This is a genomic window from Pseudomonas sp. No.117, from assembly GCF_054558395.1.
On the sequence record NZ_BAAJNP010000006.1, the window covers coordinates 223,894 to 243,096 of the forward strand.

Here is a 19,203-nt window from a genome sequence, read left to right on the forward strand (position 1 = left end):
TCAGTGTCCTTCCTTGCCATGGGCTTCCTGCTCCTGGGTGGCCTTGTCCTTGAACAGGCTGCTGACCACCACGTAGAACATCGGAATCCAGAAGATCGCCAGGATCGTGGCGGTCAGCATGCCGCCGATCACGCCGGTACCGACCGCGTGCTGGCTCCCGGAGCTCGCGCCCGAGGAGATCGCCAGGGGCACCACGCCGAGGATGAAGGCCATGGAGGTCATGATGATGGGCCGCAGGCGCATGCGCGAGGCTTCCACCGCCGCATCGACGATGTTCTTGCCGCCCTCGTGCAGCTCCTTGGCGAATTCCACGATGAGGATGGCGTTCTTCGCCGCCAGACCGATGGTGGTGAGCAGGCCGACCTGGAAGAAGACGTCGTTAGCCAGGCCGCGGAAGTAGGTGGCCAGGAGCGCACCCACTACCCCCAGGGGCACCACCAGGATGACCGCGATGGGGATCGACCAGCTCTCGTACAGGGCCGCCAGGCAGAGGAACACCACCAGCAGCGACAAGGCGTAGAGCGCCGGTGCCTGGGAGCCCGACAGCCGCTCCTCGTAGGACAGGCCGGTCCAGGCGATGCCCACGCCCTGCGGCAGGTCCTGGGCCATGCGCTCGATCTCGGCCATGGCGTCACCGGTGCTGTAGCCGGGCGCGGCGGAACCGAGGATCTCCACCGAGGAGATGCCGTTGTAGCGCTCCAGCTTGGGCGAGCCATAGATCCACTCGCCGCGGGCGAAGGCCGACACCGGCACCATCTCACCCGCGCTGTTGCGCACGTACCACTTGTTGAAGTCCTCGGGATTCATCCGCGCACTGGCTTCGCCCTGCAGGTACACCTTCTTCACCCGACCGCGGTCGATGAAGTCGTTGACGTAGCTGGACGCCCAGCCGATGGACAGCGTCTGGTTGACGTCGCTCTGCGACAGCCCCAGCGCCCGCACCTTCTCGTCATCGACGATGAGCTTGAACTGCGGCTCGTCGTTGAGGCCGTTGGGCCGGGTCTGCATCAGCTTGGAATTCTGCGCGGCCATGCCGAGCAGCTGGTTGCGCGCGGCCATGAGCGCCTCGTGGCCGATGCCGCCCTGGTCCTGCAGGTAGAAGTCGAAGCCGGTGGCGTTACCCAGCTCCAGTACCGCCGGCGGGACGATGGCATAGACGATGGCGTCCTTGATGCCCGACAGATAGCCCATGGCGCGACCGGCGATGGCGCCGGCGCCGTCCTTGGCGTCCGGACGCTCTTCCCAGGTCTTGAGCTGGACGAAGGCCAGGCCCGAACTCTGGCCGCGACCGGCGAAGTTGAAGCCATTGACGGTGAACATGGAGCTGACGCCCGGCTCGTTCTTCATCATCATCTCACGCATGGTGTCGAGCACCTTCTGCGTCCGCTCGGCGCTGGAGCCCGGCGGCGTGGTGACCTGGGCGAAGATCACGCCCTGGTCCTCTTCCGGCAGGAAGGACGACTGGATGCGGGTGAAGAGGAACACCATGACGCCGACGATCAGCACGTAGAGCAGCAGGAAGGGCACCTTGTGGCGGATCACCGCGGCCACGCTGCGCTCGTAGCGATGCTGGCCACGCTCGAAGGTGCGGTTGAACCAGCCGAAGAAACCACGCTTCTCGTGGTGCCCCTGCTTGACCGGCTTGAGCAGGGTGGCGCAGAGCGCCGGGGTCAGGATCAGGGCCACCAGCACCGAGAGCACCATCGAGGACACGATGGTGATGGAGAACTGGCGATAGATCACCCCGGTCGAGCCACCGAAGAAGGCCATGGGCACGAACACCGCCGACAGCACCAGGGCGATACCCACCAGGGCGCCCTGGATCTGGCCCATGGACTTGCGCGTCGCCTCCTTGGGCGACAGCCCCTCCTCCGCCATCACCCGTTCGACGTTCTCCACCACCACGATGGCATCGTCCACCAGCAGGCCGATGGCCAGCACCATGCCGAACATGGTCAGGATGTTGATGGTGAACCCGGCCGCCAGCAGCACCGCGAAGGTGCCCAGCAGGACCACCGGCACAGCGATGGTGGGAATCAGGGTGGCCCGGAAGTTCTGCAGGAACAGGAACATCACCAAGAACACCAGCAGGATCGCCTCACCCAGGGTCTTGACCACCTCGTGGATGGAGGCGGTCACCACCGGGGTGGTGTCATAGGGATAGACCACTTCCATGCCCGCGGGCATGAACGGCTTGAGCCGCTCGATGGTGGCGCGCACCGCCTTGGCGGTATCCAGGGCATTGGCCCCGGTGGCCAGGCGCAGGGCCATGCCGGACGCCGGCTTGCCGTTGAACTGGGCATCGATGGAGTAGTTCTCGCCGCCCAGCTCCACCCGCGCCACATCGCGCAGGCGCACCTGGGCACCGCTCTGGTCGACCTTGAGGAAGATCTTGCCGAATTCCTCGACGCTGGTCAGGCGGGTCTTGCCGATGATTGTGGCATTGAGCTGCTGCCCCGGGACCGCCGGCAGGCCGCCGAGCTGACCGGAGGCGATCTGCACGTTCTGGCTCTGGATGGCGCTGCTGACGTCGACCGGGGTGAGCTGGTACTTCACCAGCTTCTGCGGGTCGAGCCAGATGCGCATGGCGTACTGGGCACCGAACACCTGGAAGTCGCCGACACCGGTGGTCCGCGCGATGGGATCGCGCATGTTGGAGACGATGTAGTTGGACAGGTCTTCGCGGGTCAAGCTGGGGTCGTTGGACACCAGGCCCACCACCATCATGAAGTTACGCTGGTACTTGGCGACGCGCATGCCCTGCTGCTGCACTTCCTGCGGCAGCAGTGGCGTCGCCAGCTGCAGCTTGTTCTGCACCTGGACCTGGGCGATGTCGGGGTTGGTGCCCTGGTTGAAGGTCACGATGATGGTCATGCTGCCGTCGGAGTTGGATTCCGAGGAGATATACCTGAGGTTGTCGATCCCGTTCATCTGCTGCTCGATGACCTGGACCACGGTGTCCTGCACCGTCTGCGCCGAGGCGCCCGGATAGGTCACCTGGATCGAGACCGCCGGGGCGGCGATGTTCGGGTACTGGTTGATGGGTAGATTAAGGATCGACAGGATGCCGGCGAGCATGATCACCAGGGCGATTACCCAGGCGAAGATGGGCCGGTCGATGAAGAACTTGGACATCGGGCGCTCCCCTTACTGACCCTGACCCGCCGGCTTCTGCTCGGCGGAGGCGATGTTGCTCGCCGGCTTGGCGGTGACGGCGGCGCCGGGGCGGATCTTCTGCAGGCCTTCGGTGATGACCTTGTCACCGGCCTTCAGGCCATCGGTCACCAGCCAGTCGGCGCCCACGGTGCGCTCTGTCTTGAGCACCCGCTGTTCGACCTTGCCTTCGCCGTTGACCACCATGGCGGTGGGCTGGCCCTTGATGTCGCGGGTCACGCCCTGTTGCGGCACCAGCAAGGCGTTCTGGCGCACGCCGGCCTGCAGCTGGGCACGCACGAACATGCCGGGCAGCAGCAGCTTGTCGGGGTTGGGGAATTCGGCGCGGATGGTCACCGAGCCGGTGCCCTGATCCACCGACACCTCGGCGAACTTCAGCTTGCCGGGGCGGCTGTAGGCACTGCCGTCTTCCAGCACCAGCTTGACCTCGGCGGCATTCTCGCCCTGGACGCGCTGCAGCTGGCCGCTGTCCAGCTCACGGCGCAGGCGCAGCAGGTCGGTGGCGGACTGGGTGACGTCGACGTAGATGGGATCGAGCTGGGTGATGCTGGTCAGGGCGGTGGTCTGGTCGGCGGTGACCAGGGCGCCTTCGGTCATCATCGAACGACCGATGCGGCCGGCAATGGGCGCGGCGACCTTGGTGTAGGCCAGGTTGATCTCGGCGTTGCGCAGGGCGGCCTTGGCCGATTCCACCTGGGCTTCGTTCTGCCGCTGCACGGACAGCGCATCGTCGGCTTCCTGCTTGCTGATCGCCTGCTCCTTGACCAGGGCGCCGTAGCGCTGGGCCTTGAGCCGGTTCGAGGCCAGGGTCGCCTGGGCCTGGGCCAGCGAAGCCTTGGCCGAATTGACGTTGGCCTCGTAGGTACGCGGATCGATCTGGTAGAGCTGCTGGCCGGCCTTGACGTCGGCGCCTTCGGTGAAATACCGCTTGAGCAGGATGCCGCTGACCTGGGGCCGCACTTCGGCGATGCGGAAGGCGGAGGTGCGCCCGGGTAGTTCGTCGGTCAGGGTCACGGTGCGGGGTTCCATCGTCACCACCCCGACTTCCGCAGGCTTCTGCTGCTGTTGCTGCTGGTCCTTGTTCTCCTGCTTGCCGCAGGCGCCCAGGGCCAAGGCCACGGCCAGCAGGGCGGGAGCGAAAAAGGCATGCGCCGGCTTGATCTGCATATCAAAAGTCCTTGAAAGCTGGGAAATGAGCATGCGCAGCGCGCCTCGTGGATCCGCACCGGCTCGAGCATAGGAATTGTTATCGGACAAATATACTTACGTTCACGACTGTTTGTAAATAACCCAAGCGTCGGGCTCGGGTATGCCGCCGCAGCGATGCGACTGCTCGTGAAACCAGGGAAGCCGATAACGCTCGGGCCTGCGCGACCGACCTGGGTAGCAGACCATGGGGCGGGGAGCGAGTTCTGCCGGCGACACGACGTGGTGACCGGCTGGTCAGCGGGAACCGCCAGCAACGAAAATGCCGGACGAATCCGGCATTTTTGGTTACAAACCGCAGGGTTCGCCTTACTGGCGCACGCCTTCGAAGGACAGCATGAATTCCACTTCCTGGGATTTCGGTCCGAGGTCCTTCTGGATGTTGAAGTCCTTCAGCTTGAGGGTGGTGGTGCCCTCGAAGCCGGCGCGGTAGCCGCCCCACGGATCCTTGCCTTCGCCCATGAAGTGGGCCTTGATGGTGACCGGCTTTGTCACGCCGTTCAGGGTCAGGTTGCCGGTGACGTCGGCGGTGCCTTCGCCAGTGGGGGTGACCTTGGTGGACTCGAAGCTGGCCTGAGGATGGGCGGCGACGTTGAGGAAGTCGGCGCTGCGCAGGTGCTTGTCACGCTCGGCGTGGTTGGTGTCGACGCTGTCGGTGTTGATGGTCACCTTGATCTTGTCAGCGGACGGATCCTTGGCGTCGAAGCTGAAGTTACCATCGAAGTCCTTGAAGGTGCCGTACAGCCAGCTGTAGCCCAGGTGCTGGATACGGAACTGGATGAAGGCGTGCTGGCCCTGCTTGTCGATCTTGTAATCGGCGGCCATGGCCTGGCCAGCGCCCAGCAGAGCGGTACCCAGGGCCAGGGCGGCGACGGTTTTCTTCAGCATTGGATGGAGCTCCATGTGGTGGTAGGAAAGACGATCAGTGCGGCGTATGGACCCGGCCGAGCATGCGGACCAGGGTGCCGTCGCGGTCGACGAAGTGGTGCTTGAGCGCGGCCAGCACGTGCAGGCCGGCCAGGATGATCAGCGTCCAGGCGAACCAGAGATGGATCTTGCCGGCGGTGTCGGCCTGGTCCGGCAGGCCACTCAGGGTCGCCGGCACCTTGAACCAGCCGAAGACATCGATGGCCACGCCATCGGCGGTGGAGATCAGGTAGCCGGCCACCATCACGGTGAGCATCAGCCCATAGAGCAGGAAGTGACCGGCACCCGCGGCGCGGCGCACCAGGGGGCTGCCCTCGACCGGCGGTGGCGGGCTGACCAGGCGCCAGAGCAGGCGCAGCACCAGGGCGATCAGCAGCAGGATGCCGGCGCTCTTATGCAGTTCGGGGGCGGTGTGGTACCAGGTGTCGTAGTAGTCGAGGGTGCGCATCCAGAGGCCGGAGGCGAACATGGCGATGATCGCCAGGGCCATGACCCAATGCAGAACCAGACTTACCAGACCGTAGCGAAGGCCGTCGTTGCGCCAGTGCATCGCTTTTCTCTCCTGAAAAAGCTTTGCCTAAGACTAGCCGCAAACGTATCGAATGAAAGCGGAAAAACTCGCAATCCAATATCGAAAGAATCGATGGATCAGCCACCGCTCACACGCCGTGGCTGATCCATCGACGGCGCCCTGGGACGGGCGTCGTCGGTCAGGCGGGGATCAGAAGGACCAGTGGAACAGCTTCCAGAAGAAGCCGTGCTCGCCACTGTCCTTGGCCGGCGCAGCCTCGGTGGTCTTGGCCGCAGCGACGGGCTGGGCCGCCGCCTTGGCGCTGGCGACCACCGGGACCACGGCCTTGCCGGCCTTGAGGTCGCGGACCTGGCCGGCGGCGCGCTGACCGCTGGCCAGGGCGCCTTCCAGGGTGCCCGGATGCAGCGGATCGGTGTGCTCGCCGGCGAAGATCACCCGGCCGGCCGGCTTTTCCCACAGCCGCCAGTAGCGGGTGATCTGGCCCGGGCCATAGGCCAGGTAGGCGCCGCCCACCCCCGGATCACGGCTGTAGCGACGCACCTCGTAGCCGGAGAAGGCCCCCCGCGCCTTGGGATAGAAGGCGTGGAAGCGGATCAGCACCTGGTCGACCATCTGCTTGTCGCCGAAGGCCTGCACCAGGCGCGCGCTGTCGCCGGCCAGGTTGACCAGCACGTTGGCACCGCCCTTCACGTCCGGCTCCACCCACAGCATGCCCAGGCCCTGGTCGCTGTAGATCTCGCCGCTCATGCGCGACTTGCTGTCCCATACCGGGGTCTTGAACTTGAGCAGGATCTGGTCGCGCCAGCCATAGGTCGTGCCCTTGATCGCCGCCTGCTGGGTGGCGTCCAGCGCCGGGGTCATCTGCACCTGGCCGAGGGCGCGCAGCGGCACTGCCATCACCACGTAGTCGGCCTTGTAGCCGGTAGTGCCGGCCTTGACCGTCACTCCGTCCTTGTCCTGGACGATGCTCGACACCTTGTTGTCGGTCTTGAGCGTCTTGATCTGCTTGACGAAGGCCTGGGCCAGGACCTCGCTGCCACCGGGCAGGCGGGCGGCGCGCAGGTCCTTGTCGTCGACGCCGCGATAGACGCGGGTCTGCTGGGCCAGGTAAAGCAGCGACAGCCGCGAGGGCTCGTCGTAGCGGGTACGGATGCGCTGGTTGATCAGCTGGCGGGCCACCGGCGGCAGGTTCTGCTTGTCCAGCCAGGTGGCGGCGTTGATCTGGTCGAGGGCATGCAGGGTCGGGGTGGCGGTCGGCTGCAGCGGATCGCTGATGGCGGCGGCCAGGTCGTCCAGGGACTTGTCGACGCGCTTCAGGGCATCGGCCACGGCCGGCATCTTCTGCGCCAGGTCGTCCTGAGAGTAGTACTGGCCCTCGATCAGGTAGCCCGGGGTGCGCACGAAGGACGGCGCGTCCACGGTCTTGAGCTTGAAGGTGTCCAGGTAGTGGTTGAGCACCGGCTGGGCCTGGGTATCGCCGATCCATTCGCTGGAGGCGAGCCCGGAGCGACCACCGACGCGGGGGCCGGCTTCCAGCAGCGTCACGTTCCAGCCGGCCTGCTGCAGTTCATAGGCCGAGGCCAGACCGGCCATGCCGGCGCCGACCACGATCACCGAGGGACCGCTGGGCGCCGCAGGGGCGGCAGCCGCCTTTTCCGGGGCCTTGTGCACCTCTTTGTGGGCGTCCTTGTGCACCTTCTCGGCGGCGCCTGCGCTCAGGCTGGTAGCGAATACGCCGGCTGCCAAGCAGACGGTAAAACCTGTCCAACGCGACGACATCTTTTCTAGACTCCTGGGACCGGAAATGGCGGTGGCGCAGCATACGCCAGCGGCCCCGGGGCAGCCAGACGGCGCCGCGACCGGCAATCGGCCCGCGCCTTGCTCCCGTCGCGCGCCCTGGCTTAGGCTTGCGCCCCCCTTTTGCAGCCGGGCCCGTCGCCAGGAGACCGCCAATGACCAATCACGACTGGATGCGCCGTGACCTGGAGGTGCTCTGGCACCCCTGCACCCAGATGAAGGATCACGAGCAGCTGCCGGTGATCCCGATCCGCCGCGGCGAGGGCGTCTGGCTGGAGGATTTCGACGGCAAGCGCTACCTGGACGCGGTCAGCTCCTGGTGGGTCAATGTCTTCGGCCACGCCAATCCGCGCATCAACGACCGGATCAAGGCCCAGGTCGACCAGCTGGAGCACGTCATCCTCGCCGGCTTCAGCCACCAGCCGGTGATCGAGCTGTCCGAGCGCCTGGTCGCCCTGACCCCGGCCGGCCTGGACCGGGTGTTCTATGCCGACAACGGCTCCTCGTGCATCGAGGTGGCGCTGAAGATGAGCTACCACTACTGGCGCAACGTGGGGCAGCCGGAGAAACGCCGTTTCGTCACCCTGACCAACAGCTACCACGGCGAGACGGTGGCGGCCATGTCGGTGGGTGACGTGGCGCTGTTCACCGAGACCTACCAGGGCCTGTTGCTGGACACCCTCAAGGTGCCGAGCCCCGACTGCTATCTGCGGCCCGACGGCATGGGCTGGGAAGAACACTCGCGGCAGATGTTCGCGCACATGGAGCGCACCCTGGCCGAGCACCACCGGAGCGTCGCCGCGGTCATCGTCGAGCCGCTGATCCAGGGCGCCACCGGCATGCGCATGTACCACCCGGTCTACCTGCGTCTGCTGCGCGAGGCCTGCGACCGCTATGGCGTGCACCTGATCCACGACGAGATCGCCGTGGGCTTCGGCCGCACCGGGACGATGTTCGCCTGCGAACAGGCCGGTATCCGCCCGGATTTCCTCTGCCTGTCCAAGGCCCTCACCGGTGGCTACCTGCCGCTGGCCGCCTGCCTGACCACCGACGAGGTCTACCAGGCCTTCTACGCCGACTACGACACCCTGCGCGCCTTCCTGCACTCCCACAGCTACACCGGCAATCCGCTGGCCTGCGCCGCCGCCCTGGCGACCCTGGACATCTTCGCCGAGGACGACGTCATCGCCGCCAACCAGCCGCTGGCCCGGCGCATGGCCGAGGCCACCGCGCACCTGGTCGACCACCCCCAGGTCGGCGAGGTGCGCCAGACCGGCATGGCCCTGGCCATCGAGATGACCGCCGACAAGGCCCGCCGCACCCCCTATCCCTGGCAGGAAAGACGCGGCCTGGCCGTCTACCAGCACGCCCTCTCCCGCGGCGCCCTGTTGCGCCCCCTGGGCAACGTGGTCTACTTCCTGCCGCCCTATGTCATCACCCCCGAGCAGATCGACTTCCTCGCCGAGGTGGCGAGCGAAGGCATCGACCTCGCCACCCGCACCTCGGTCAGCGTCGCCCTCAGCGACCTGCACCCCAACCACCGCGATCCCGGCTGATCTGGAGCCTGCCATGCGTCTCACCCGCTGCCATCTCGACCTGCCCCTGGCCCTCGGCCGCCTGGACCTGCCCGAGGCCCAGGCCCACTACCTGGGCCGCGTGCTGCGCCTGGCGCCGGGGGATGCCGTGCAGCTGTTCGACGGCAGTGGCCGGGAATATCTCGGCCAGGTCGCCGAGGTGGGCAAGAAGACCCTGAGCGTGGAACTCACCGAGGAGCTGTCCGGCCAGCCCGACTCGCCGCTGCGGATCCACCTCGGCCAGGGGCTGTCCCGTGGCGAGCGTATGGACTGGGCGATCCAGAAGGCCACCGAACTGGGCGTGAGCGAGATCACCCCGCTGGTCAGCGAGCGCTGTGAGGTCCGCCTCAAGGACGAGCGCGCCGACAAGCGCCTGCAGCACTGGCGCCAGGTGGCCATCAGCGCCTGCGAGCAGTGCGGCCGCTCCAGCGTGCCGCTGATCCATCCGCCGCAACTGCTGGGCGACTGGCAGGCCAGCGTGGCCGCCGACCTCAAGCTGGTGCTGCATCCGGTCGCCGAGCCCCTGGAAAGCCATGCCCGCCCCTCCCGCCTGGCGCTGCTGATCGGCCCGGAAGGCGGCCTGAGCGAGGCCGAGGTCGCCGCGGCGCGTACCGCCGGCTTCCAACCTGCGCGCCTCGGCCCGCGGGTGCTGCGCACCGAGACCGCCCCGGTCGTGGCGCTGAGCGTGGCCCAGCAACTCTGGGGTGATTTCCACACCCCCTGACCCCGATGCCGGACCTCTGCCGCAAGCGGCGGTCCAACCCTTTTCCCACGGATATTCCCGGAGCCCTGGATGACCCTGCCCTCTCGCCCCTACGCCGCCTTCCTGTTCGACATGGATGGCACCCTGCTCACCAGCGTGGCCTCCGCCGAGCGCGCCTGGAGCACCTGGGCACTCGGCCATGGCCTCGACCCGGCGGCCGTCCTCGCCGTCATGCACGGGGTGCGGGCGGTGGAGACGGTGAAACGCTTCGCGCCCGCAGGGGCCGATATCGCCGCCGAGGTCCAAGCCATCACCGAGCTGGAGATCGCCGATGTCGCCGACATCCAGGAGATTCCCGGCGCCGCGGCCTTCCTGGCCAGCCTGCCGGCCGGCAGCTGGGCACTGGTGACCTCCGCCTCGCGCCGCCTGGCCGAGGTTCGCCTGGCCGCGGCCGGCATGGCCCTGCCGCCGGTGATGATCTGCGCCGAAGACGTCACCCAGGGCAAGCCCGCCCCGGATTGCTTCCTGTTGGGTGCGCGCAAGCTGGGCGTGGCTATCGCCGATTGCCTGGTGTTCGAGGATGCCCACGCCGGCTTCGCCGCAGCCAAGGCGGCCGGTGCCGATGCGGTGGCCATCACCGCGACCCATCGCGAGCCGCTGGACCTGGGTCTACCGACCCTGGCCAGCTATCGCGGCGTCGGCGTTACCCCTGCTGAAAACGGTGGGCTGCGCCTTACCCGGCAGGACTAAAAAACCCCCGCGGCGGCGAGGCGCTCTTCCACCCCGATCAGATCGGGAATGCGCGCCGTGCCACCGTCGTAGGCGACGGCGCCCAGCTCCAGGGGGGCCAGCGGCACCTCGGCGGCGATCAGTTCCGGGGTGATGCGCAGCGAGCGCGGGATGCTGCGGATCAGCAGGGCGAGGAAGCGCACCCGCTCCCGCCCACCGAGGGCGTTGAGGATGGCCACCCGCGCATGGCGGTCGCCGTCGAATTGCGCGGTACTGCCGCCGGACAGCGCCTCGAAGCTGATCAGCGGCAGACGCAGGTCGCGCCAGGCCACCTGCCCCAGGCACCACTCGGGCTGTACCGGCAGTGGACGGATCTCGCGACAGGGCACCAGCTCGGCGACCGCCGCGTTGGGCAGCAGCAGGGTGCGATCGGCCAGGGTCAGCAGCAGGCCGGTCAGGTGTTCAGCGGCAGGGGTGACGGTCGACATGGCAGTCATCTCGGTTGCTCGCCGTGCTGCGCGGCCAGTCGCGCTACCAGCGCTTCGGCCAGGCCGCGAGGATCGGCGGTAAGGGTCGCGAGACCCGATTCACGCAGGCTTTCCGGCATGCTCGAGGCGATGCAGGTGCTCGCCGACTGGGTCCAGAGGGTGCCGCCACGGCGCTGCACATAGGCCGCCGAGGCGGTGCCGTCGTTGCCCATGCCGCTGAAGACGATGACGCCGCAGCGCGCCCCGAAGTGCTGCGCCAGGTTGAGCATCATCTGGCTGATCGACGGCGTATAGGGTTCCGGCCAGGCCCGCTCGACCACGTCGAGGGCGCCATTGGCGCGGAAGGTCAGTTCCTGTTGCGTCGGCACCAGCACCACCTCGCCACAGCGCACCGGCTCGCCCGGGCGAACGCCCTGGATGTGCCACTGGCTGTGGCGACCGACCGCGCGCAGCAGGTTGGCGGCGAAGCCATCGCCGATGTGCTGGGCATAGAGAAAGCCGACCGGCAGGCCGCCCGGCAGCGCATCGAGGAAGGCCTTCACCGCTGCCGGACCGCCTATGGAGGCGGCCAGCAACCAGACCTCGGGCGCCGGATCGCCGGCGGGCAGCGGCAGGTTGGCCAGCGGCTCGGGCAAGGCCAGCCGCGGCGGCCGTGGCTGGTCCTGCAACAGGGTTTCCAGCGCCGGGCCGACCGCGGCCACCGGATCGCCGATCAGGCGCTTGAGCTTGCCGATCAGGCGCTTCTCCCACTGGGTGAAGGGATCGGTGAAGCGCTCCGGCGCCTGGCCTTCGCCGAACAGGATGGGCACCTCGGCCCCCTCCAGCAGCGCATCCACCAGCGGCGATTCTTCCGTCTGGCTCAGGTCGATCAACCACAGGTCGGTCGCCAGCGCCGGCCAGTCGGCCTCGGCGAAGCGTTCCGGGTCACTGTTGAGGACCACGTGATAGCCATTGTCGGCCAGCACCTGCTGCAGCACATGGCGCTGCAGCGGGCTGTCGGCGAGGATGGCGACGCGGGCGTTGGGCATCTCAGTCATGTTCCCTGACCAGTCGATGGATGTGGGCCAGGAGTTCGCTCTCCTGGTAAGGCTTGCCCAGGTACTCGTCGACGCCCAGGCTGAGGGCGCGCTCGCGATGCTTCTCCCCGGTCCGGGAGGTGATCATCACGATGGGCAGGTCCTTGAGGCGGGCGTCGTGGCGCACCAGGGTCGCCACCTCGAAGCCGTCCATGCGGGGCATTTCGATGTCGAGCAGGAGGATGTCCGGCTGCCGCTCCTGCAACTGGGCGATGGCGTCCACCCCGTCCTTGGCGGTGAAGACCTCCATGCCATGGCGTTCCAGCAGGCGGCTGGTGACCTTGCGCACGGTCACCGAATCGTCCACCACCATGACCAGCGCCGGCCGGCTGGTCTCCGCCGTCGCCACCGGGCTCTGCGCCAGGCGCAGCGCCTCGGTACCGCTGGCGCGCTGGCTCCGGATCATGGCCAGCAGGTCGAGGATCACCACCACGCGCCCGTCACCCAGCAGGGTGGCGCCGGACAGGCCCGGTACCCCGGCGAACTGCGGTCCCAGGCTCTTCACCACGATCTCGCGCGAGCCGGCCACCGCATCCACCTGCACCGCCACGGCGTACTCGGCCGAGCGCACCAGTACCACCGGCAGCGGCAGGCTCTGGCCGCTCAGCTTGGGCTGCTGGCCATTGTTGAGCAGATGCCCGAGATAGCGCAGGTCGTAGTGCTGGCCGCCGTATTCGTAGGTCGTCGCGCCCGGCCGGTAGTAGCGTTCGAGGTCGGCGGCGGTCACCCGCACGATGCCCTCGATGGTATTGAGCGGCACGGCGTAGAGGTCGTCACCGGCATGCACCATGAGCGCCCGGTTCACCGACACGGTGAACGGCAGGCGGATGGTGAAGCGCGTCCCCTCGCCCGACACGCTGTGGATGTCCATGGTGCCGCCGAGCTGCTTGACCTCCTGGTGCACCACGTCCATGCCCACGCCCCGCCCGGAAATCTGGGTCACGGTGGGCGCCGTGGAGAAGCCGGACTCGAGGATGAACTGCAGCACCTCGTGATCGGGCAGATCGATGCCTTCCGCCATCAGGCCGCGCTCGACGGCCTTGCGGCGGACGGCCGCCAGATCGATGCCCCGGCCGTCGTCGGCCAGGGTCAGGATGATGTCGCCACCCTCGCGCCGCAGATCCAGGCTGATGACACCCTCGGCCGGCTTGCCGGCGCGCTGGCGCCCGGCGGCGTCCTCGACGCCGTGGTCGATGGCGTTGCGCAGCATGTGCTCCAGCGGCGGAATGATCCGTTCCAGCACGGTACGGTCCAGCTCGCCTTCGGCGTTGCCGACGCGCAGCTCGACCGGCTTGTCCAGTTCGCCGCTCACCTGGCGCACCACCCGGTGTAGGCGCGGCAGCATGCGCTCGAAAGGCACCATGCGCGTCTGCATCAGGCTTTCCTGCAGCTCGGTGTTGACCCGCGCCTGTTGCAGCAGCAGGGTCTCGGCGTCGCGGTTGCGCTGGCCCAGGGTGTTCTTCAGGTCCAGCAGGTCGGAAGCCGATTCGAACAGTGCCCGGGACAGCTGCTGCAGCTGGGAATAGCGATCCAGCTCCAGTGGATCGAAATCCTCGTAGCCCGCGCGATCGACGTCTTCGTGATGGCGGCTGATGATCTGCGCCTGGGTCTCGGTGTCCAGGCGCCGCAACTGATCGCGGACCCGCTCGATGGTGGCTTCCATCTCGCCCAGGGTGGTGCCTATGTCGTTGACCTGCTGCTCGATGCGCCCCCGGAAGATCGAGGTCTCGCCGGCCAGGTTGACCAGTTGTTCCAGCAGCGTGGCGGGTACCCGTACCAGTTCCTGGGACGAGCGCCGCTGCACCGCCTGCTGGCGGATCTGTTGCAGGCGCTGGACGAACGGCAGCGGCGCGACGGGCGCGGCAGGCGTCGTCGGTGCCTCCATGACCGGGACAGGCGCGGCGATGGCGGGCGCGGCCGGAGGCTCGTCGACCGGCTGTTCGGACTCGGCCTCCGCACCGACGGCCGCTGCCGCCGGGCCTTCGACTACCTCTGGCTCAGGCGCGGGTGCCACGACCTCGACCGGCGCGACCGGCTGGGCGGGCGTCGGCAGCGACAGCTGGGCCACGGCCAGCTGCAGGGCGTCGACCCCCTTGGTCGCCAGGTCGCGGACCCTTTCGCGGTCGCCCTCGCCCAGCCCGACCGCGAGCGAGCGCAACTCGGCGAGTTGCTGCTCCAGCGCATGGGCCTGCTCGCCCAGGCCGTGCAGCCCGGCCAGGCGGGCGCCGCCCTTGAGGGTGTGCAGGCAGCGCAGCAATTCATCCACCGCCACGTCGGGCGCGGCGGGCCAGCGCGTCAGCGCCTCGTCCATGCTGGCCAGCAGATCCTGGGCCTCCTCGATGAGGATCTCGAGGATTTCCGCATCCGTGTCTTCGTCGAAGACCGGCCCGGCGGGGGCGGCGGCGGGTGCCGGCTCGCTCGCCGCCACGGGCCGCCCGCGGTAGTCGCGCAGCGCCGCGATCAGCTCGCTGGCCGGCGCCGGGGACTCGCCGCCGGCCAGGGCTTCGAGTTGCTCGTGCAGCCGATCATGGCCCAGATGCAGCAGTTCGCTCAGCTCCGCAGCAGGCTTGAGGCGGCCCCGCGCCAGGGCCTCGTAGCAGGCTTCCAGGGCATGGGCGAGGTCACCGATGGCCTCCACCTCGGCCAGGCGGGCGCCGCCCTTGAGGGTATGCAGGTCGCGTAGCAGGGATTCCAGCTCCAGGCTGTTGCCCGGTTCGGCTTCCCAGGCCCGCAGCGCGGTCGCCATGCTGTCGAGCAGGTCGCGGCTTTCTTCGATGTAGATGGCCAGCAGCTCGGCGTCGGGCCCTTCGGCCGTATCGACGAGGGCGGCTTCGGGCAGAGCTTCGGCAACCTGGGGCTCCGCGGAGGCCGAGGTCTCAGCGGCTGCCGCGGCGCTATCCGGCGCGGCCGAGGTGACCGTGGAGGCGTCCTCGGCATGAGCGTCGAGCTGCCCGGTACGGATACGCTGGAGCCGCTCGACCTCTTCGGCATGGTCACTGATCGGCTCGCCGGCCGCCAGCTCCTCCAGTTGCGCGGCCAGGCAGGCGTGGGCATCGCGCAGGGGCGCGGCCAGCTCGGCCCCGCCGGCGAGACGTCCATCGAGCAGGCCCTCGTAGATGGCATCCAGCTCCGTGGCGAGCCGGGCGACCGGGGCGACCTCGGCGAGGTGGGCGCCCCCCTTCAGGGTGTGCAGGTCCCGCTGCAGGGTGCCGAGATGGAAGCGCTGCTGCGGCTCGGCCAACCAGCGCTCCAGCGCCCGGTCGGCGCTGTCCAGCAGATCCTGGGCTTCCTCGAGGAAGATCAGCTGCATCTCCGCATCGACGCCTGCGGCGGCGACAGGCTCGACCGCTTCGTCCAGGGTAGCGTCCGCCGGCTCGGCCGCCAGGGCCTCCGGCAGCGACGGCCGCTCTTCCTGCGCCGGTTCCGGATCCTCGAGTTCGGCTTCGGCTTCGGCTTCGGCTTCGGCTTCGGCTTCCAGATCGATGTCCAGCGCCTGCTCCGGTGCCACCGGCGTGGCCGTTTCGAGCGCGAAAGCCGCCTCGGGTTCGGCCTCGGCCAGCAGGGTGGTCGCCTCCATCGGCAACCCGGCGAGGATGCCCGCCAGCAGGGCACGCAGGCCCTGGATCCGCTCTTCGTTCGGGATCGCCCGCATGCCGCCAGCCAGCTGGTTGAGCATGCTGATCAGGGCTTCCTGGGCTTCTTCCGCCTCGCGGAAGAAGGCCTCGTCGGCTGGTAGCGAACCACTGGCCACCGCCGCATAGACCACCTGCAGCGCCTCGGCGAGCGGCTCGACGTCGGCCAGGCCGACCCGGGCGGCGCCGTCGGCGAAGGTATTCAGGCGCTCGGCCAGCAGGTCCGGGCAGGCGGCCTGGTCACCTTCGCGGTGCCAGGCATTCAGCCGCTCGTCGGCTTCCAGCAGCAGGTCCATGGCCGGCATCAGGAAATCGGCCAGGCGCAAGACGTCGCGATGCTCCGGCAGCGGCGCTTCCGGTATCGGCAGCGCCTGGTGCAGCGGCTCCAGCAGGGCGTCACAGTGCTCGATCACCGCCGCGGCGCCAACCAGCGGAGTGGCCAGCGAAGCCTCGTCCAGACTGGCCAGGCGCTCTTCCAGGAGATCCACTCCCTGGGCCAGCAGGGCGCACTCCGGCTCGGCGAAGGCGATGTGGGCGAGCTTGTATTCCTTGGCCAGCCGCTCCAGCGCCGAGGCCAATTCGGCCATCGGCGAGCTGCCCGCCATGTGGGCACTGCCCTTGAGGGTGTGCAGGGCGCGCAGGAGATTGTCGGAGACCGGCAGGGCATTGCCCGTCCCGGCCTGTTCCAGGTAGCGGCGAACGGTATGGAGATGGGCCTGGGCCTCGGTACGGAAGATATCCAGCAACTGGGTATCGGCTTCGGCTGCGGCGGGTGCAAGGACTTCGGATTCGAGGACCTCTGCCACGGGCAACGCCGCTGGCGCGGACGGGGCCGCGCTGCCTGCCTGAACTCGCTCGGGCAGCGCCTCGTTGCGCGCCAGTGCATGGGCGGCGTGGGCCAGCCAGTCGACGTCGTCACGTTGCCTTTGACGATCCTCGGCGTATTCCTCGACCAGCTCCGGCAGCAGCGCGCAGGTCTGCTCGACCACCGCCTGCAAGGCGGCGCTGTGAGCGACGCTGTGATCCAGACGGCGATTGAAAAGATTCTCCAGCGCCCAGGCCAGTTCGCCGATGACCAGCGCCTGGACCATGCGGCCACTGCCCTTGAGGGTGTGGAAATTACGCCGCAATTCGCTCAGCGCGGTGCGCTGCTCGGGATCGGCCTGCCAGGTCGGCAGCCAACGTTCCAGCTCCGCCTGGACCTCGCCGGCCTCCTCGATGAAGACCTCGCGGAGTTCTTCCTCGACGGGTTCGGCATCGGCCGGCGGCGGCAACAGGGCCTGAGGCACCTGCGCCGCCGGAGGGTTGATGGCCTCGACCGGTGCGGCCAGCACCTTGGCGACGGCGTCCGCATCGGCGACCAGGGGCTCGGGAGCGGCCAACGGCGGCTCGGCCGCTTCATCTTCGGCCACCGCCAGCGGCTGGTCGTCGGCTTCCTCGCTGGCCGCCGCGACCGGCAAGGTGAACGCCAGCGGCTCGTCCACCGCAGCGGGTGCGGCGACCGGCGCTTCCGTCGGCAGGAGGTCTGCCGGCAGGCCCGCTGGCTCCTCCTCCGGCAAGGCGGTCGGCGCCCAAGACGCCTGGGCTGCCTCGGGGTCCTCCGGCGGCTCCGCCGGCGCCTCGTCAACCTGGGGCTCCGCCGCGGCTTCCGCCAGCTCGGCTTCGCCCGGCTTGGCCTTCGGCGGATAGCCAAGGGCGACCAGACTCTCGTCGGCGATGTCGAGAATCATGTCATGGGGCGTGGAGGGGTCTTCCGCCAGGCGCTCCAGGTAGTACTCGACGCTGGTGATGGCATCGGCCAGGGTATCCAGGCTCTGCCAGTTGGGTACCGCCTGCTTGCCCAGCAACTGCTCGCAGATGTAGTCATTCGCCGCCTGCACCTGGGACGCCGCCCGCTCCAGCGGGATCATCGCCAGGCCGCCGCGGACCTGGGTCAGCAACAGCGGCACCGGCTCCAGGTGGACGTGGTTCCACTGGGAGGCGATGAATTCGATGATGGCGTCCTTGGACTGCTCCAGCCCGTTGCGCGCCTCGCGCACCACCACCCGGTGCAACTGGTCGATATCGGTGGTGGGCAGCCGGCTCTCCTCGGCATCGCCCACCTCGTTGCCACTGACCATGCCGGCCAGGGTGGCTTCCACGTAGAGCAATGCGCCGGCGATGTCCATCAGCGCGGCATCGCTGGCCTCGCGCCCGCCCTCGGCCAGTTCGGCGACGGCGTCGTGCTGTTCCAGCACCACCTTGCGCGGCTGGCCGAAGCCCAGCACCGCCAGGGTATCGGCGATCTGCTTGAGTGGCGCCAGCAGGCTGCGCAGGCCGGCGACCTGCTGGCGATCACTGCGCACGAAGAGGTCGAGGCTGTCCTTGATCTGCACCAGCTCCTCGCAGAGCGCGGTGACGACCGAACGCATGGCCTCGCGATCCGGGCCAACGATGCGCGAGCGCTCGAAGCCCACCAGCTCGGCGTCCGGCAGCGCCTCGTCGAGGCGGTAGTGGGCCTTGAGCGCGGCGATGCGCGGGCTCTGCACCGGTGCCTTGGCCAGGTAGAACAACAGATTCTTCAGCAGGTCGGCCGGCGCCGGCTGGTTGAGCGTCACCACGCCATCACTGATGAGTCGCTTCAACTCACGATCGAGTTGCCGCAGCAGACCGCGGATCGAACTGCTGTTGTCCAGCTCGCCGGCCTGCAGCAGTTCGGTCAAGCCCGCCGCCACCGGCCAGAGGGCCCCGAAGGGCGATCCGGCGCAGAGCTGGTCCAGGCGCTCGAAGACGCGCAGCAGGTAATCCAGGTGCAACTGGACGTCGCGGTCGCGGAACAGCCCGACCTGGGCGCCCTGCAGGGCTTGGCGCAGCTTGCGCAACCGCGGCAGCCAGTCCGGCGCGGCGCGGTCGGCCAGCTCGGCGTCGGTCAGGGACAGCGGCGTGGCGGACAGATCCGGGGAGAACAGGCTGGTTTCCGACAGCAGCTTTTCCCCACGCGCCGAGCGCAGGTCGTTGAGCAGCGGCAGGATCGCCAGCGGCAGGTCGCGCCGGGCCTCCAGGACCCGGTCGAGATAGGGCGGTACCTGCAGGATGGCCTGCATCAGTACTTCCAGTGCCTCGTCCGAACTGTTCACCCGCTCCTCGTGGAGCGCCTGCAGCAGCAGCTCCATCTCCTCGGCGAGCAGCGCCGCGCCGTAGAACTCCACCATCTGCAGGGTGCCGTAGACCTGGTGCACATAGGTCCGGCAAAAGCCCAGGCGGCTACGGTCCTGGGGGTTGTCGACGAACGCCTCGAGCGCCTTGCGGGCCTGCTGCAAGGTTTCGGCGATCTCTCCCTTGACCCACTCGAGGGCTACGTAGTCGTGTCGATCGATCATCTCGGC

The 19,203-nt window shown here is 68.3% G+C and carries 11 protein-coding genes; 3 read left to right on the forward strand and 8 right to left on the reverse strand.

Annotated features, from left to right (window positions below; genetic code table 11):
* From ACYJP6_RS16135 to ACYJP6_RS16155, 5 genes are all read right to left on the reverse strand, one after another.
* Nucleotides 1-3,135 (reverse strand): efflux RND transporter permease subunit, encoded by a 3,135-nt coding sequence (locus ACYJP6_RS16135; protein WP_459476036.1) that lies wholly within the window; start codon nt 3,133-3,135, stop codon nt 1-3.
* 12 nt (nt 3,136-3,147) lie between these two features.
* Nucleotides 3,148-4,341: an efflux RND transporter periplasmic adaptor subunit gene (locus tag ACYJP6_RS16140; RefSeq protein WP_459476037.1), complete on the reverse strand. Its 1,194-nt coding sequence runs from the start codon at nt 4,339-4,341 to the stop codon at nt 3,148-3,150.
* Nucleotides 4,342-4,689: 348 nt separating this feature from the next.
* On the reverse strand, nt 4,690-5,268 hold the full coding sequence (locus tag ACYJP6_RS16145; RefSeq protein ID WP_181109469.1) for a YceI family protein: 579 nt from the start codon (nt 5,266-5,268) through the stop codon (nt 4,690-4,692).
* Between the two features lie 34 nt (nt 5,269-5,302).
* Nucleotides 5,303-5,857, reverse strand: coding sequence for a cytochrome b (locus ACYJP6_RS16150; RefSeq protein ID WP_459476038.1), 555 nt, complete (start codon nt 5,855-5,857; stop codon nt 5,303-5,305).
* A 171-nt stretch (nt 5,858-6,028) separates the two neighbouring features.
* Nucleotides 6,029-7,618, reverse strand: a complete 1,590-nt coding sequence (locus tag ACYJP6_RS16155) for a flavin monoamine oxidase family protein (RefSeq protein ID WP_459476039.1) — start codon at nt 7,616-7,618, stop codon at nt 6,029-6,031.
* A gap of 173 nt (nt 7,619-7,791) precedes the next feature.
* On the opposite strand from ACYJP6_RS16155, the gene ACYJP6_RS16160 reads away from it, so the two are divergent.
* The 3 genes from ACYJP6_RS16160 (at nt 7,792) to ACYJP6_RS16170 (ending at nt 10,663) form a co-directional block, all read left to right on the forward strand.
* Nucleotides 7,792-9,192, forward strand: a complete 1,401-nt coding sequence (locus tag ACYJP6_RS16160; RefSeq protein ID WP_459476040.1) for an adenosylmethionine--8-amino-7-oxononanoate transaminase — start codon at nt 7,792-7,794, stop codon at nt 9,190-9,192.
* A gap of 13 nt (nt 9,193-9,205) precedes the next feature.
* The gene (locus tag ACYJP6_RS16165; RefSeq protein WP_459476041.1) at nt 9,206-9,934 is read left to right on the forward strand and encodes a 16S rRNA (uracil(1498)-N(3))-methyltransferase; all 729 of its coding nucleotides are present in this window, start codon (nt 9,206-9,208) and stop codon (nt 9,932-9,934) included.
* A gap of 69 nt (nt 9,935-10,003) precedes the next feature.
* Nucleotides 10,004-10,663 carry an HAD-IA family hydrolase gene (locus ACYJP6_RS16170; RefSeq protein ID WP_459476042.1) on the forward strand — a complete coding sequence of 220 codons (660 nt, stop codon included), beginning with the start codon at nt 10,004-10,006 and terminating at the stop codon, nt 10,661-10,663.
* Here ACYJP6_RS16170 and ACYJP6_RS16175 read toward each other — a convergent pair.
* From ACYJP6_RS16175 to ACYJP6_RS16185, 3 genes are read right to left on the reverse strand one after another with little or no spacing between them, the layout of a single operon-like run.
* Nucleotides 10,660-11,130, reverse strand: a complete 471-nt coding sequence (locus tag ACYJP6_RS16175) for a chemotaxis protein CheW (RefSeq protein ID WP_145007658.1) — start codon at nt 11,128-11,130, stop codon at nt 10,660-10,662. The two genes, ACYJP6_RS16170 and ACYJP6_RS16175, sit on opposite strands and share 4 nt — an antisense overlap.
* Nucleotides 11,131-11,135: 5 nt before the next feature.
* Nucleotides 11,136-12,167, reverse strand: coding sequence for a chemotaxis protein CheB (locus ACYJP6_RS16180; protein WP_459476043.1), 1,032 nt, complete (start codon nt 12,165-12,167; stop codon nt 11,136-11,138).
* A complete protein-coding gene (locus ACYJP6_RS16185) occupies nt 12,160-19,197 on the reverse strand; it encodes an Hpt domain-containing protein (RefSeq protein WP_459476044.1) in 7,038 nt (2,345 codons plus the stop codon). The genes ACYJP6_RS16180 and ACYJP6_RS16185 overlap by 8 nt, the downstream gene beginning before the upstream one ends.
* Nucleotides 19,198-19,203: the final 6 nt, after the last annotated feature.

Bases quoted from the DNA above. Each gene is read 5' to 3' on its own strand.
- ACYJP6_RS16155 (WP_459476039.1), bottom strand. From the start codon at position 7,618: ATGTCGTCGCGTTGGACAGGTTTTACCGTCTGCTTGGCAGCCGGCGTA.
- ACYJP6_RS16160 (WP_459476040.1), top strand. From the start codon at position 7,792: ATGACCAATCACGACTGGATGCGCCGTGACCTGGAGGTGCTCTGGCAC.
- ACYJP6_RS16140 (WP_459476037.1), bottom strand. From the start codon at position 4,341: ATGCAGATCAAGCCGGCGCATGCCTTTTTCGCTCCCGCCCTGCTGGCC.
- ACYJP6_RS16180 (WP_459476043.1), bottom strand. From the start codon at position 12,167: ATGACTGAGATGCCCAACGCCCGCGTCGCCATCCTCGCCGACAGCCCG.
- ACYJP6_RS16175 (WP_145007658.1), bottom strand. From the start codon at position 11,130: ATGTCGACCGTCACCCCTGCCGCTGAACACCTGACCGGCCTGCTGCTG.
- ACYJP6_RS16170 (WP_459476042.1), top strand. From the start codon at position 10,004: ATGACCCTGCCCTCTCGCCCCTACGCCGCCTTCCTGTTCGACATGGAT.
- ACYJP6_RS16165 (WP_459476041.1), top strand. From the start codon at position 9,206: ATGCGTCTCACCCGCTGCCATCTCGACCTGCCCCTGGCCCTCGGCCGC.
- ACYJP6_RS16185 (WP_459476044.1), bottom strand. From the start codon at position 19,197: ATGATCGATCGACACGACTACGTAGCCCTCGAGTGGGTCAAGGGAGAG.
- ACYJP6_RS16145 (WP_181109469.1), bottom strand. From the start codon at position 5,268: ATGCTGAAGAAAACCGTCGCCGCCCTGGCCCTGGGTACCGCTCTGCTG.
- ACYJP6_RS16135 (WP_459476036.1), bottom strand. From the start codon at position 3,135: ATGTCCAAGTTCTTCATCGACCGGCCCATCTTCGCCTGGGTAATCGCC.
- ACYJP6_RS16150 (WP_459476038.1), bottom strand. From the start codon at position 5,857: ATGCACTGGCGCAACGACGGCCTTCGCTACGGTCTGGTAAGTCTGGTT.